The sequence below is a fragment of the Huaxiibacter chinensis genome, from assembly GCF_022171985.1.
GTDB classification, from domain to species: domain Bacteria; phylum Pseudomonadota; class Gammaproteobacteria; order Enterobacterales; family Enterobacteriaceae; genus Enterobacter; species Enterobacter chinensis_A.
Window position 1 is genome coordinate 100,708 of the sequence record NZ_JAJVHF010000010.1, and the last position, 15,234, is coordinate 115,941.

The 15,234-nt window shown below is 54.8% G+C and carries 13 protein-coding genes and 1 tRNA gene; 8 read left to right on the forward strand and 6 right to left on the reverse strand.

The genetic code is table 11. The features are described from left to right. The first annotated feature begins 228 nt into the window (after positions 1 to 228). The 8 genes from proV (at position 229) to leuA (ending at position 10,547) form a co-directional block, all read left to right on the forward strand. A complete protein-coding gene (gene proV, locus LZP96_RS18845; RefSeq protein ID WP_064327123.1) occupies positions 229 to 1,431 on the forward strand; it encodes a glycine betaine/L-proline ABC transporter ATP-binding protein ProV in 1,203 nt (400 codons plus the stop codon). Then, complete coding sequence (gene proW, locus LZP96_RS18850; RefSeq protein ID WP_064327124.1) at positions 1,424 to 2,485, forward strand: glycine betaine/L-proline ABC transporter permease ProW; 1,062 nt, start codon at positions 1,424 to 1,426, stop codon at positions 2,483 to 2,485. The genes proV and proW overlap by 8 nt, the downstream gene beginning before the upstream one ends. A gap of 9 nt (positions 2,486 to 2,494) precedes the next feature. Then, a complete protein-coding gene (proX, locus tag LZP96_RS18855) occupies positions 2,495 to 3,493 on the forward strand; it encodes a glycine betaine/L-proline ABC transporter substrate-binding protein ProX (protein WP_064327125.1) in 999 nt (332 codons plus the stop codon). A gap of 357 nt (positions 3,494 to 3,850) precedes the next feature. After that, complete coding sequence (locus LZP96_RS18860) at positions 3,851 to 5,035, forward strand: MFS transporter (protein ID WP_258926224.1); 1,185 nt, start codon at positions 3,851 to 3,853, stop codon at positions 5,033 to 5,035. 327 nt (positions 5,036 to 5,362) lie between these two features. Beyond that, the gene (gene mprA, locus LZP96_RS18865) at positions 5,363 to 5,893 is read left to right on the forward strand and encodes a transcriptional repressor MprA (RefSeq protein WP_064327127.1); all 531 of its coding nucleotides are present in this window, start codon (positions 5,363 to 5,365) and stop codon (positions 5,891 to 5,893) included. A gap of 125 nt (positions 5,894 to 6,018) precedes the next feature. Further along, positions 6,019 to 7,191: a multidrug efflux MFS transporter periplasmic adaptor subunit EmrA gene (emrA, locus tag LZP96_RS18870; protein ID WP_258926225.1), complete on the forward strand. Its 1,173-nt coding sequence runs from the start codon at positions 6,019 to 6,021 to the stop codon at positions 7,189 to 7,191. A 16-nt stretch (positions 7,192 to 7,207) separates the two neighbouring features. Continuing rightward, on the forward strand, positions 7,208 to 8,755 hold the full coding sequence (gene emrB / locus LZP96_RS18875; RefSeq protein WP_064327129.1) for a multidrug efflux MFS transporter permease subunit EmrB: 1,548 nt from the start codon (positions 7,208 to 7,210) through the stop codon (positions 8,753 to 8,755). A 142-nt stretch (positions 8,756 to 8,897) separates the two neighbouring features. Next, entirely contained in the window at positions 8,898 to 10,547 is a 1,650-nt protein-coding gene (leuA, locus tag LZP96_RS18880; protein ID WP_064327130.1) for a 2-isopropylmalate synthase, read from the forward strand. Here the strand turns inward: leuA and LZP96_RS18885 are convergent. From LZP96_RS18885 to LZP96_RS18910, 6 genes are all read right to left on the reverse strand, one after another. Then, positions 10,544 to 11,308, reverse strand: a complete 765-nt coding sequence (locus LZP96_RS18885) for an AraC family transcriptional regulator (protein ID WP_258926226.1) — start codon at positions 11,306 to 11,308, stop codon at positions 10,544 to 10,546. The two genes, leuA and LZP96_RS18885, sit on opposite strands and share 4 nt — an antisense overlap. Positions 11,309 to 11,456: 148 nt before the next feature. After that, the gene (gene luxS, locus LZP96_RS18890; RefSeq protein WP_258926228.1) at positions 11,457 to 11,972 is read right to left on the reverse strand and encodes an S-ribosylhomocysteine lyase; all 516 of its coding nucleotides are present in this window, start codon (positions 11,970 to 11,972) and stop codon (positions 11,457 to 11,459) included. Positions 11,973 to 12,123: 151 nt separating this feature from the next. Then, positions 12,124 to 13,668 (reverse strand): glutamate--cysteine ligase, encoded by a 1,545-nt coding sequence (gene gshA, locus LZP96_RS18895; RefSeq protein ID WP_064327133.1) that lies wholly within the window; start codon positions 13,666 to 13,668, stop codon positions 12,124 to 12,126. Positions 13,669 to 13,751: 83 nt separating this feature from the next. Beyond that, positions 13,752 to 14,180 (reverse strand): YqaA family protein, encoded by a 429-nt coding sequence (locus LZP96_RS18900; RefSeq protein ID WP_258926230.1) that lies wholly within the window; start codon positions 14,178 to 14,180, stop codon positions 13,752 to 13,754. After that, the gene (yqaB, locus tag LZP96_RS18905; RefSeq protein ID WP_064327135.1) at positions 14,177 to 14,743 is read right to left on the reverse strand and encodes a fructose-1-phosphate/6-phosphogluconate phosphatase; all 567 of its coding nucleotides are present in this window, start codon (positions 14,741 to 14,743) and stop codon (positions 14,177 to 14,179) included. Before yqaB ends, LZP96_RS18900 begins: the two co-directional genes overlap by 4 nt. Positions 14,744 to 14,919: 176 nt before the next feature. Further along, positions 14,920 to 14,996 (reverse strand) — tRNA-Arg (locus LZP96_RS18910). Positions 14,997 to 15,234: the final 238 nt, after the last annotated feature.

Sequence of the window (15,234 nt, forward strand, 5' to 3'; positions counted from 1 at the left end):
TCCGGTTCAGGTGAAATTCTGCTGCACATTGACAAAAATTTCAGAAAAATTCGACCATCGCGCAGCCCTTATCTCATGGGAAATTCAGCCGTTTCGCTTATGGCAGAATTCATGCCACCCGCGGAGTGAGGGTTGTCTCAGATTCTGAGTATGTTAGGGTATGGCCTGGTAATTATTTCCATTGGTAATCATATTGACACTATTTAATAACGGGAAATATTCTATTGCATGGCAATTAAATTAGAAGTTAAGAATCTATACAAAGTATTTGGCGAGCATCCACAGCGCGCGTTCAAATATATCGAGAAAGGACTTTCGAAAGAACAAATTCTGGAAAAAACAGGGCTATCGCTTGGCGTTAAGAACGCCAGTCTGGCCATTGAAGAAGGCGAGATCTTCGTCATCATGGGGTTATCCGGCTCGGGTAAATCGACCATGGTTCGCCTTCTCAATCGCCTGATTGAACCCACCCGCGGACAGGTACTGATTGATGGTGAAGATATTGCCAAAATATCAGACGCTGAGCTTCGTGAGGTGCGCAGGAAAAAGATTGCGATGGTCTTTCAGTCATTCGCGCTAATGCCACATATGACGGTACTGGAAAATACCGCCTTCGGTATGGAATTAGCGGGTGTTGCTGCTCAGGAACGCCAGGAAAAGGCGCTTGATGCATTACGTCAGGTGGGCCTTGAAAATTATGCACACGGTTATCCGGACGAACTCTCTGGCGGTATGCGTCAGCGCGTTGGACTTGCCCGCGCATTAGCGATCAATCCTGACATATTATTAATGGATGAAGCGTTCTCTGCACTCGATCCATTAATTCGTACTGAGATGCAGGATGAGCTGGTAAAACTCCAGGCGAAGCATCAGCGTACCGTGGTCTTTATTTCCCACGATCTGGACGAAGCAATGCGCATTGGCGATCGAATTGCCATTATGCAAAATGGCGAAGTGGTCCAGGTCGGCACGCCGGATGAAATTCTTAATAATCCGGCAAATGATTATGTCCGCACCTTCTTCCGTGGCGTGGATATCAGCCAGGTATTCAGCGCGAAAGATATTGCCCGTCGCGCCCTGAACGGCATTATTCGCCGCACGCCCGGATTTGGCCCACGCTCCGCACTAAAGCTGTTGCAGGATGAAGACCGTGAATATGGTTATGTCATTGAGCGCGGCAATAAATATGTTGGCATTGTCTCCATTGATTCACTGAAGGCGGCACTCAGCGCCAATCAGGGAATTGATGCGGCGCTGATCGACGCTCCGCTTGCCGTGGACGCCGAAACGCCGCTCAGCGAGTTGCTCTCCCATGTTGGACAGGCACCCTGTGCCGTGCCGGTTATTGGTGAAGAACAACAGTACGTCGGCATCATTTCAAAACGCATGTTGCTGCAGGCTTTAGATCGCGAGGGGGCAAACAATGGCTGATCAATCTAATCCGTGGGGAACCACAGACGCGGCGGACAGCGCCGCACAATCCGCAGATGCCTGGGGTACCCCGGCACCGGCTGACGGCGGCGGAACGGCTGACTGGCTCAACAGCGCACCAGCCCCGGCACCTGAACATTTCAATATTATGGACCCGTTCCATAAAACGCTGATCCCGCTCGATAGCTGGGTTACCGAAGGCATCGACTGGGTAGTGACGCATTTCCGTCCGGTATTCCAGGGTATTCGTGTACCGGTGGATTACATCCTCAACGGGTTCCAGCAACTGATGCTGGGCATGCCCGCGCCAGTGGCGATCGTGCTGTTTGCCTTGATTGCCTGGCAGTTTGGCAGCGCAGGAATGGGTATTGCAACGCTGATTTCCCTGATCGCTATCGGTGCCATCGGCGCATGGTCCCAGGCGATGATCACCCTGGCGCTGGTTCTTACCGCCCTGCTGTTCTGCGTGATTATCGGACTGCCGACGGGAATATGGCTGGCGCGCAGTCCGCGTGCCGCCAAAATAATCCGCCCTCTGCTTGATGCGATGCAAACCACGCCGGCGTTCGTCTATCTGGTGCCTATCGTGATGCTGTTCGGCATCGGTAACGTGCCAGGCGTGGTGGTCACCATTATCTTCGCCCTGCCGCCGGTTATTCGCCTGACCATCCTGGGGATTAATCAGGTGCCTGCGGATCTGATCGAAGCCTCACGCTCGTTTGGCGCAAGCCCGCGCCAGATGTTGTTTAAAGTGCAGCTGCCGCTGGCGATGCCCACCATTATGGCGGGGGTAAATCAGACGCTGATGCTTGCGCTCTCCATGGTGGTGATCGCCTCCATGATCGCCGTTGGCGGTCTGGGTCAGATGGTGCTTCGCGGGATTGGCCGTCTTGATATGGGGCTTGCCACCGTGGGCGGCGTGGGGATCGTGATCCTCGCCATTATTCTTGACCGCCTGACGCAGGCTGTCGGTCGCGATTCACGCAGTCGCGGCAATCGTCGCTGGTACACCACCGGCCCAGTCGGGTTGATCCTCCGCCCTTTCACAAAATAAGGAATAACGATGCGACATACCGTACTTTTTGCCACAGCGTTTGCCACCCTCGTTTCGACCAGCACGTTCGCAGCAGAACTGCCGGGCAAAGGCGTGACCGTTCAACCCATTCAGAGCACCATTTCTGAAGAGTCTTTCCAGACGCTGATCGTCAGCCGTGCCCTGGAAAAACTGGGCTATACGGTGAATAAGCCAAGCGAAGTCGATTACAACGTTGCCTATACCTCGATTGCATCTGGCGATGCGACCTTCACCGCGGTCAACTGGCAGCCACTGCACGATGACATGTACAGTGCTGCCGGCGGCGACAAAAAATTCTATCGTGAAGGGACCTACGTCACCGGTGCTGCCCAGGGCTATCTGATTGACAAGAAAACCGCTGAAAAATATCACATTACCAATATTGAACAGCTGAAGGATCCGAAGATTGCCAAACTGTTCGACACCAATGGTGACGGCAAAGCCGATATGATGGGTTGCTCACCGGGCTGGGGTTGTGAAGCGGTGATTAACCACCAGAATAAAGCCTTTGATCTGGCCAAAACCGTCGACGTGAGCCACGGAAACTACTCCGCCATGATGGCTGACACCATTGCGCGCTTTAAAGAAGGTAAGCCGATTATCTATTACACCTGGACACCGTACTGGGTGAGCGATGTGATGAAACCCGGTAAAGACGTGGTATGGCTGCAGGTGCCCTTCTCCTCCCTGCCGGGCGAGCAGAAAGATATCGACACCAAACTGCCTAACGGCATGAACTATGGTTTCCCGGTGAATACCATGCACATCGTGGCAAATAAAGCCTGGGCCGAGAAAAACCCGGCGGCGGCAAAACTGTTCTCGGTGATGAAATTGCCTCTGGCAGATATCAACGCCCAGAATGCGATGATGCATGAAGGTAAATCATCAGAAGCGGATGTTCAGGGTCACGTTGACGGCTGGATTAAAGCCCACCAGCAGCAGTTCGACGGCTGGGTAAAAGAGGCGCTGGCCGCACAGAAGTCATGACAGCGGGTTCCCCTCTCTCACTGGGGAAGGGAACCGAACACTGCTTTTCCCCTCTCCCTGGGGGGAGGGTAATAGACGCTGCCTTTCCCCCTCTCCCTGGAGAAGGGAACTGAACACTCCTTTCCCCTCTCCCTGTGGAAGGGAACTGAACACTCCTTTCCCCTCTCCCTGTGGAAGGGAACTGAACACTCCTTTCCCCCTCTCCCTGTGGGAGAGGGCCGGGGTGAGGGCATCACACCGCACTTCTCCAGCGCTAAACCGCACAAACCAACACGCAACAAATCCCCTATATTCATTTACATCCGTTATGATTGGTTTCCGGAAAAATAATCACTTAATGAATGATTCCAGACCCTCATGACCAAAAATTCACACGATCTTAGCCCGGCGTTAATTCTGCTGATGTCAGTTGCTACTGGCCTGGCCGTCGCCAGTAATTACTATGCCCAACCGTTGCTCGATACCATCGCGCGCGCTTTCTCCCTCTCCGCCAGTTCCGCTGGGTTTATCGTCACTGCCGCTCAGCTAGGTTACGCGGTGGGGCTGCTGTTTCTGGTGCCGTTAGGCGACATGTTCGAACGACGTCGGCTTATCGTCTGCATGACGCTGCTGGCCGCCGGCGGGATGCTTATCACCGCCTCCAGTCAGTCGCTGGCGATGATGATTCTGGGTACGGCGCTGACCGGACTCTTCTCCGTCGTCGCGCAGATTCTGGTTCCACTCGCCGCCACGCTCGCCGCCCCGGAGAAGCGTGGCAAAGTGGTCGGCACCATTATGAGCGGCTTACTGCTGGGCATCCTGCTGGCAAGAACCGTTGCCGGACTGCTGGCAAGTCTTGGCGGCTGGCGCACCGTTTACTGGGTCGCCAGCGTACTCATGGTTATTATGGCCCTGGCGCTCTGGCGTGGACTGCCCAAAGTGAAGCAGGAGAACCACCTGAACTATCCGCAGCTTCTCGGGTCGGTTTTCGCGCTCTTCACACAGGATAAACTGCTGCGTACCCGCGCATTGCTTGGCTGTTTCACCTTTGCCAACTTCAGTATCCTCTGGACGTCGATGGCGTTTCTTCTGGCCTCTCCGCCGTTTAACTATTCCGAAGGTGTAATCGGTCTCTTTGGCCTGGCGGGTGCAGCCGGCGCGCTGGGGGCACGTCCTGCGGGCGGGCTTGCCGATAAAGGGAAGTCGCACCTGACCACCACCGCAGGCCTGGTATTATTGCTGCTCTCCTGGGCCGCCATCTGGTATGGGCATATTTCTGTTCTGGCGCTGATTGTCGGTATTCTGGTGCTCGACCTCACCGTGCAGGGCGTCCACATCACCAACCAGACCGTGATTTATCGCGTCAATCCCGACGCACGTAATCGCCTGACGGCAGGTTACATGACCAGCTACTTTATTGGCGGGGCTGCAGGCTCGCTGATTTCAGCGTCGGCATGGCAGCATGCAGGCTGGAGCGGCGTTTGCCTGGTGGGCACGGTGGTTGCTGCGCTTAATTTACTGGTGTGGTGGCGCGGATATCACCGCCAGGAAGCAATACACTAACGTTTACAATGCCGTGGGGCGACTTAGGGTGTTAAGCCGCTCCACAGTCTGTTAAGGTTAGCGTAATCATTTATGCCAGAAATTTTAATGTGAGTGACATATTTACATTCAGTATGAATAGCTCAGACCTGAACGCTGCTCCTCGTCACCCCATCCCGTCTTTTCCGGGCGTACGCCCCACCGTTTCTGTGCTTACCGGGTCACGGATTTGCCCGGCGCTTTCTGACAGTAATATTCGCTCCACGGATATAACCGCACAAATAATTCATTTACATTATTTGTCACTGTCGTTACTATATCGACTGTAATTAATGAGGTCATGCCCAAATGGATAGTTCGTTTACGCCCATTGAACAAATGCTTAAATTTCGCGCCAGTCGTCACGAAGATTTCCCGTATCAGGAGATTTTGCTGACGCGTCTTTGCATGCATATGCAAGGTAAGTTACTGGAAAACCGCAATAAAATGCTGAAAGCTCAAGGGATTAACGAGACGTTGTTTATGGCGTTGATTACGCTTGAGTCTCAGGAAGATCACAGCATTCAGCCTTCAGAACTGAGTTGCGCCCTGGGGTCATCCCGTACCAACGCGACCCGTATTGCCGATGAGCTGGAGAAGCGTGGCTGGATTGAACGCCGCGAAAGCGACAACGACCGCCGCTGTCTGCATCTGCAACTGACCGACAAAGGTCACGAATTCCTGCGTGGAGTACTTCCTCCTCAGCACAACTGTCTGCATCAACTCTGGTCTGCGCTGAGTACGTCTGAGCGCGATCAACTCGAGCATATCACGCGCAAGCTGCTCACCCGTCTGGATCAGATGGATGAAGAGGGTGTCATTCTTGAGGCACTGAGCTAACGCGACGATCCGCTCAACCATCCAGATTTAATAAGAATTGATAGGCCAGCACGTCACACTGCTGGCCTTTCTGACAACAGGTCGGCTCAGCCGATGTGAAAATAAGAAGATCGTGGAGAACAACAATGAGCGCAAATGCGGAGATGACTCCCCCGCAGCAACCAGCAAATAAGAAAGGCAAACGTAAGAGCGCCCTTCTTGTGCTGACCTTGCTCTTTATTATTATTGCCGTGGCATATGGGATTTATTGGTTTTTAGTATTGCGTCATGTCGAAGAGACAGACGATGCATACGTGGCAGGGAACCAGGTTCAGATTATGGCGCAGGTGTCGGGCAGCGTGACGAAAGTCTGGGCTGACAATACCGACTATGTGCAAAAAGGCGACGTGCTGGTCACGCTTGATCCCACCGATGCTCAGCAGGCGTTTGAAAAAGCACAGACCGAGCTTGCCTCAAGCGTGCGTCAAACCCGTCAGTCGATGATCAACAGTAAGCAGTTACAGGCGAGCATCGATGTGCAGAAAACGGCGCTGGCCCAGGCGCAAAGCGATCTTAACCGTCGTATTCCGCTGGGCACCGCTAACCTGATTGGTCGTGAAGAGCTGCAACATGCGCGTGATGCGGTTGCCAGCGCTCAGGCCCAGCTTGACGTGGCGATCCAACAGTACAACGCCAATCAGGCGATGATTCTTGGCACCAGCCTGGAAAATCAGCCTGCCGTGAAACAGGCGGCGACTGAAGTCCGTAATGCCTGGCTTGCCCTGCAGCGAACCAAAATCGTCAGCCCAATGACGGGCTATGTCTCCCGTCGCGCCGTACAGCCGGGCGCGCAAATTAGCCCGACAACGCCGCTGATGGCGGTGGTTCCGGCCAGCAATTTGTGGGTTGATGCGAACTTCAAAGAGACGCAGCTTGCCCATATGCGTATTGGCCAGACCGCGACCATCGTCAGTGATATTTACGGCGACGACGTGAAGTACACCGGTAAAGTGGTCGGCCTGGATATGGGGACCGGCAGCGCGTTCTCTCTGCTGCCTGCACAAAACGCTACGGGTAACTGGATCAAAGTGGTTCAGCGTCTGCCTGTGCGTATTGAGCTGGACGAGAAGCAACTGGCTGACCATCCGCTGCGTATTGGCCTGTCCACTCTGGTCACCGTGGACACCGCCGTGCGTGACGGTCAGATGCTGGCAAATCAGGTCCGCACTGATCCGGCTTATGAAAGCAACGCTCGTGAAATCAGCCTTGATCCGGTTAACAAGCTGATCGATGAAATCGTGAAAGCGAACGCCGGTTAATCCGAGGGTGAGCGTTATGCAACAGCAAAAACCGCAAAAACCGTTGGAAGGCGCGCAGCTGGTCATCATGACCATTGCGCTGTCGCTGGCGACCTTCATGCAGGTGCTGGACTCCACTATCGCCAACGTGGCGATCCCGACCATTGCCGGGAACCTTGGCTCGTCACTGAGCCAGGGGACGTGGGTCATTACCTCGTTCGGGGTGGCGAATGCGATTTCGATTCCGATTACCGGCTGGTTGGCAAAACGCGTCGGGGAAGTGAAGTTATTCCTGTGGTCTACGGTCCTGTTTGTCCTCGCCTCCTGGGCGTGCGGCATGTCCAACAGCCTGACGATGCTGATCTTCTTCCGCGTCATTCAGGGGATTGTTGCCGGGCCACTGATTCCGCTTTCTCAGAGCCTGTTGCTGAACAACTATCCGCCCGCCAAACGCTCTATCGCGCTGGCGCTGTGGTCGATGACGGTGATTGTGGCGCCTATTTGTGGCCCTATCCTGGGTGGTTTTATCAGTGATAACTACCACTGGGGCTGGATCTTCTTTATCAACGTGCCTATCGGTGCGCTGGTGGTCCTGCTGACGCTGCAGTCGCTGCGTGGACGCGAGACGCGAACCGAACAGCGGCGTATTGATGGCGTGGGCCTGGCCCTGCTGGTGCTTGGTATTGGTAGTCTGCAGATCATGCTGGACCGCGGGAAAGAGCTGGACTGGTTCGCCTCGCAGGAGATCATCGTGTTAACGGTGGTGGCGGTGGTGGCGATAAGCTTCCTGATTGTCTGGGAGCTGACGGACGATAATCCGATAGTCGATCTCTCGCTGTTTAAGTCGCGGAACTTTACCATCGGCTGCCTGTGTATCAGTCTCGCCTATATGCTCTACTTTGGCGCGATTGTTCTGCTGCCGCAGCTTTTGCAGGAGGTCTATGGCTACACGGCAACGTGGGCCGGACTGGCCTCGGCGCCGGTTGGCCTGATTCCGGTGCTGCTGTCACCGATAATTGGCAGGTTCGCCCATAAGCTCGACATGCGCCGGCTGGTGACATTCAGCTTTATTATGTATGCAGTGTGCTTCTACTGGCGTGCGTATACGTTCGAGCCCGGAATGGACTTTGGCGCCTCCGCGTGGCCGCAGTTTATCCAGGGCTTTGCCGTGGCGTGCTTCTTTATGCCGCTGACCACCATTACGTTATCCGGCTTACCGCCTGAGCGTCTGGCGGCGGCATCGAGTCTGTCGAACTTTACCCGAACGCTGGCGGGATCTATCGGGACGTCTATCACTACCACGTTGTGGACGAACCGCGAGTCGCTACACCATGCCCAGTTGACCGAATCGGTGAACGCGTTCAACCCGAACGCCCAGCAGATGTACAACCAGCTGGAAGGGTTGGGGATGACAGAGCAGCAGGCGTCCGGCTGGATTGCCCAACAAATCACTAACCAGGGTCTGATTATCTCAGCGAATGAGATTTTCTGGATTTCAGCCGGGATCTTTATTCTGTTGCTGGGTCTGGTGTGGTTTGCAAAACCCCCGTTTGGTGCGGGCGGCGGAGGCGGCGGCGCGCACTGATCCTGTGTAAAGGGTGCCACGCTGCTTCTCCTGGCCCCCTTCACGGACACGGTTGTCCAGAACGCGACAGCAATTGTCAATTCCGATAAAGCTGCGCTCCTGAAATCGATTCACGATAGTGAAAAGACAACAGGAGCGCATCATGCTGAAAAACCCCGAACAAAAATACCAGCCCTATCCCCCTCTCTCCCTGCCCGATCGTCACTGGCCGAACCGGACCATTACTCAGGCGCCGCGCTGGCTCTCTACCGATCTTCGGGATGGTAACCAGGCGCTGGCCGAACCGATGGACAGCGACCGTAAGCTCCAGTTCTGGGCATTACTGCTGAGCTGTGGTTTTAAAGAGATTGAGGTCGCTTTTCCGTCCGCTTCGCAAACTGATTTTAATTTTGTGCGCCAGCTTATCGACGAAAATCGTATTCCTGATGATGTCACGATTCAGGTACTGACCCAGGCGCGAGAGGATTTAATTCATCGCACTTTCGACGCTTTGCGTGGCGCAAAGCGCGCCACGGTACATTTGTATAACGCTACCGCGCCGCTTTTTCGCCGCCTGGTCTTTGGCATGGAAAAAGCGCAAATCATTGAGCTGGCGACGCGCTCCACCCGCCTGATTCGTCAGCTTTGCGAAGATAACCCGCAAACCGACTGGCAGTATGAATATTCGCCGGAAACGTTCTGCTTTACCGAACCTGAGTTCGCTCTGGAGATTTGCGAGGCGGTCGCCGATATCTGGCAGCCCTGTGCAGAGCGCCCGATGATTATTAACCTGCCGGCCACCGTTGAGGTGAGCACCCCTAACGTGTACGCCGATCAGATTGAGTATTTTTGTCGTCACTTTAGTCGCCGTAATGATGTCTGCATTAGCGTGCATCCGCATAACGATCGCGGAACGGGGGTGGCCTGTGCGGAGCTGGCCGTCATGGCGGGCGCAGACCGGGTGGAAGGCTGCCTGTTTGGCAACGGGGAGCGCACGGGCAACGTTTGCCTGGTGACCCTGGCGATGAATTTGTACAGCCAGGGAGTGCGCCCTCATCTGGATTTCAGCGAAATGAACCGGGTAGTGGAAGTGGTGGAAAGCTGTAACCAGTTGCCGGTACATCCGCGTCATCCCTGGGCGGGACGTCTGGCCTATACCGCTTTTTCCGGCTCGCATCAGGATGCCATCAAGAAAGGGTTCGATGCCCGTAAGGCGGACGAACGCTGGGAAATGCCTTACCTGCCAGTCGATCCGCAGGACATTGGCTGCACTTACGAAGCGGTGATCCGGGTTAACAGCCAGTCAGGCAAAAGCGGCAGCGCGTGGCTCATCGAGCAAAATCACGGCCTCAAGCTTCCACGTGCGTTGCAGCAGGATTTTAGCCAGCACGTACAGCAGGAAGCCGACGCTCAGGGCAAAGAGATGACGCAAAACGCGCTGTGGCAGTTGTTCCGTGAGCGGTACGGCCTGGTGCCTGCTCCCCGCTTTGCTCTGCACGCTTACCGCAGTGAGAGCCAGGAGGATGGACAGTTACGCTTAACGGCCACTGTGGCAACCGGTGGGGGAACCCGGCAGCTGGAGGGCCAGGGCAACGGGCTTTTATCCGCCGCCGCCCACGGAATGCGTCGTTGGGTTGAGACGCCGTTCGTCATCAAGGATTACCATGAGCATTCGTTGGGTGAGCGCAGTGACAGTCGGTCTGTCACCTACATTCGTTGCGTGTTCCAGAATGGCACCAGCCGATGGGGAGTGGGAATTGACAGCGATGTCGCACGCGCCTCGCTTCAGGCGCTGTTTAACGCGCTTGGCTAAGCCTCTTTGAAATAGTCGCTGGGTGAGACCCCCATCACCCGGCGAAACATCGCCGTAAAAGCGCTATGGCTGCCGTAGCCCAGATCCAGCGCGACGCGTAAGACCGGTTGCCCCTGCGCCAGGCGCAGTAAGGCTTCCATGAGCCGCGCCCTTCTCACCCACTCTCCGTAGCTTAAACCGGTTTGCTGCTGGAAATGTCGATTGAGCGTTCGTTCACTCATACTGGTGAGCGTGGCGGCCTGCTGGCTGCTCCAGCTTTCACCCGGTGCCTGGCTAATTTGCTCGCAAAGCTGACGTAGCGGCGCGCTCATCGGCTCCGGCAGATGGAAAGGCAATATCGGCATCGCCCGAATTTCATCCAGAATCAGCTCATAGATGCGCTCTTCACGGCTGCCTGGCGCATAGGATTCAGGGAGAGCGAATGAGGCCACGATCAGCTCCCGCAATAATGACGAGATCTGAACGATCTGGCAGGACGCAGGCAGATCGGCGCGGGCAAGGGGATCGATAAAGAGCGTTCTTGCCGCCACGCTGCCGGTTATACGGATCGCGTGACGTGTCCCCGCCGGTAACCAGACGCCGCGTCCGGGCGGTACGACCCAGCACCCCGCGGCGGTATCAACGCGCACCACGCCGCTGAGGCTGTGCAGAAGCTGCGCGCAGTTGTGCTGATGCCACGGTTCGCTGTCTCCGTGAACGTAATCATGGGCGAACGGCACGAGAGGACGATGGGTAAAGGAAAAGGTTGAAGTTGTGGTCATGGTGGCCACCGCGGTAGTTTCGCCGGAAGTGAACTGCGCCTTATCCGGCCGATGATTGCACGCCCGGTAAGCAACGCGCCACCGGGCACCAGCAGACAATTCCCGCAGGCCCGGTAAGCAAGGCGCCACCGGGCCTGCGGAGAGGCTGCTAGATATGCAATTCTTTCAGCTTTTCTTTTGGCAGCGCCAGCTCTTCGTTGCTGTTCACGCGGACATCTCGCTCGATGATGTGACGCGCGATTTCCTGCGCTTCTTCCAGAGAGTGCATGTGGTAAGTCCCGCACTGATAGACGTTCAACTCTGGGATCTGATTCTGCTCTTTGACTTTCAGCACATCGCCCATCGCCGCTTTCCAGGCGTCGGCAACACGCGTTTCATCCGGTACGCCGATCAAGCTCATATAGAAACCGGTACGGCAACCCATCGGGGAGATATCGATAATCTCAACACCGTTACCGTTGAGGTGATCGCGCATAAAGCCCGCGAAAAGGTGCTCCAGGGTATGAATGCCTTTTTCAGGCATCACTTCTTTATTGGGTACGCAAAAACGCAGGTCGAACACGGTGATGGTATCGCCGTGCGGAGTATGCATTGTCTTTGCGACACGGACTGCAGGCGCTTCCATACGGGTATGGTCGACGGTAAAGCTATCTAATAACGGCATACGTCACCTCCGGGAGTGATTTTTTTTAAAATAAACTGAACTCTTCTGCCTCATGCGCGTCTGAGTATATGAAAGACGCGCATTTGTTATCATCATCCCTGAATTCAGAGATGTTATTTTGGCCACAGCAATGTGGCCTTTTTCTTTTCTGTCAGCCGTGTTTCGCCAAAAAGGCGTCAAACGACTCGGTTTCCGATGCTTCGATTTCGCGCTGGCGCTGAACGGAGGCTTCGCGTTCTGCCACGAAATCTTCTTCACTGAGCACTTCCAGCGGTTCCTGCTGCAGCATATCGCGATACTGTGCCGCCAGGGAACGACCGGTTCCACCAATACCTTCGTCAATCATCGATCGCAGTATGCGGGCCGAGAACGTAAGCTCCGGATTATCAAAGCCTTCTACCAGCTGATCGCATACCTTCTGGTATTCATCGCCGCCATACACGCTGTCCATCGTCTGAGCAACACGCTTAAGATCGTGGAACAGATCTTTGCCCACTTTCGCCAGCGGGAACTGTGCTGTTTCACAGCCAATGCCCAGCGTCAGGCCCGGCTTGCGTCCTTCCAGAATGACACGATTCCAGTTTGTGCGCGTGCAGAGCAGCTCGTCTGAGCTCATTTCAGGCGCATCGGCCAGCACGCACCAGACCATAAACAGATCGAGGAAGCGTACCTGCTGCTCGTCCACGCCAACTGGCGAGAACGGGTTTATATCCAGCGAACGCACTTCAATATACTCGATACCGCCGCGCTCCAGCGCATCTGACGGCGCTTCCCCGCTGCGGGTCACGCGTTTAGGACGAATCGGCGCATACAGCTCGTTTTCGATCTGCAAGACATTACTGTTAATCTGCAAACGCTTACCGTCTTTTTCGAGGCCGATTTTCTCGTACTCTTCCGACGGCGTTTTGATCGCCCGCTTCAATCCTGCCACATATTCATGCAATTCGTTAAACGTAATACCGAGATTGCTTTGCGACTTATTGGTATAACCCAGATCGCTGAGGCGCAGAGAGGTGGCATACGGCAGGTAGTACATGCCACAGTCCGTCTTCTCAAACGGCAGCGTCGTCGGTTTGCCCTGCAAGAAGGAGGAGCAAATCGCCGGAGAGGCACCAAACAGGTACGGAATCACCCAGCCGAAACGGTAATAGTTGCGAATCAGGCGTAAGTAACCCGCGGAGATTGCCTCTTTATCCGTTTCGCCGCATTTCGCCTGCCAGAATGCCATTGGCAGCGAGAAGTTGTAATGCACGCCTGAAATGGTTTGCATCAACGCGCCATAGCGATTCTTTAAGCCTTCGCGGTATAACGTTTTCAACCGACCCACATTCGAGGTGCCGTACTGGGCGAGCTCAATATCCTGCCCCTGCTCTATGTAGCAAGGCATACTGAGCGGCCACATACGCTCATCGCCCAACTGACGCGCGGTAAAACGATGCACGTCACGCATCAGCTTCAGCATGTGATCAATATCGCCGTCCACGGGCGTAATGAACTCCAGCAGCGCTTCGGCAAAATCAGTCGTGATCCATTTATGGGTTAAAGCCGCGCCTAACGCCTCTGGATGACCGGTCGTTGCCAGACTTCCATCTGCATTTACGCGCAGCGTTTCGCGTTCCAGCCCACGCTGAATACCCTTCAGAGCCTGAGGGTGGTTTTCCAGCCAGGCTAGCGCCTGTGATACGTCCGGGATCAAATTGACCTCCCGCCTGTCAAAGTATTGTTACCCAGCATAATTGTAATGGTTGACGATTGAAGGTCGCTTATATTTTCCACCAATTAGTGCCACCACGTCATGCCCTGCAGGGTTACGAACGCCACGAGAACGTAACGTAACGCCTTGCCCAGGCATAAAAAAAAGAGCACTGGTCCCCAGGAGATGCGCATCCATCCCGCCAGTAGACACAGTAAATCGCCTGTTACAGGCATCCAGCTTAGTAAAAGCGTGACAGCACCATAGCGCTTAAGCCAGCCTGCTGCCTTTTCCTGCCAGCGTGATTTTTCACGCAGCGGAAAGAATCGACCAAGAATAACGTTAGTCAGCCCTCCAAGGCTATTACCCATTGTTGCTATTAATACCAACAACCAGGGCTGACTGACGCCTGACAGCAGCATGGCGACCAGCACAACTTCGGAGTTACCCAGTAAAAGTGTGGCACTTAAAAAACTGCTGGCAAATAAAGACGCGAGCGACAGCGTGTCACTCACAGTAAGCGTACATCCACAGCATCCATTCCTGCCTTATGCGCTGCCTGAATACCGAAATCGGCATCCTCAAATACAACGCACCGGGAAGCAGGCACACCCATCAATTCCGCACAGAGCAGAAAGGTATCGGGAGCAGGTTTGTGATTTTTGACATGATCGGCGGCGACAACCGCAGAGAAGTAATGACGAAGACCGAGATGATCCAGCAATGCTTCGGCCACTGCGCTTTCGCTGCCTGTTCCCACGGACATTGGCCGGCGGCCGTGCCACTCTTTTACCACCTCAACCAGCGGCAGCGGACGAACGGTGTCTAACAGCATTGCTTTAACGGCATCCGTTTTTTCACGAGCAAGAAGATGGGGATCCAGATCGGCCTGATTCAGTTCAATCACCGCCTGCGCGATGCGCCAGGTTGGCGAACCATTGAGTGCGACCATGGCCTGCAAATCGAAACGCATCCCGTATCGGCCCAGCACATCATCCCAGGCTTTACGGTGCGTAGGTTCCGTGTCCAGGAGGGTGCCATCCATATCGAAGATCAGACCGTCATACTTTGCGTACATCGTGCGCTCGCCATGCTAATAACAAAGCATTACTTTAACGTAAAGGCAGGTTTTTGTCGCTGAAAGAGATAATGATTACTGAGGGAACGTCGAAGGAATGAACAATGGGGAAGAAGATGGTGCTGAGGATAAATTCGCGGACTTTGAAAAAAGACTGGCTGTTATCTCGGAGAAGATGGTGCATCCGGGAGGATTCGAACCTCCGACCGCTCGGTTCGTAGCCGAGTACTCTATCCAGCTGAGCTACGGATGCATCAGGGGGCACTGCTTTAGAAATAGTAAATGGTGCATCCGGGAGGATTACTCGGCTGCGCCTCGCCCTTCGGGCCGTTGCTGAAGCAACGTTATTCTCCCTGGTGCTTGCGACTAACCCGCAGACCTTGAAACAACAACATCGCTGTTATCTCGGAGAAGATGGTGCATCCGGGAGGATTCGAACCTCCGACCGCTCGGTTCGTAGCCGAGTACTCTATCCAGCTGAGCTACGGATG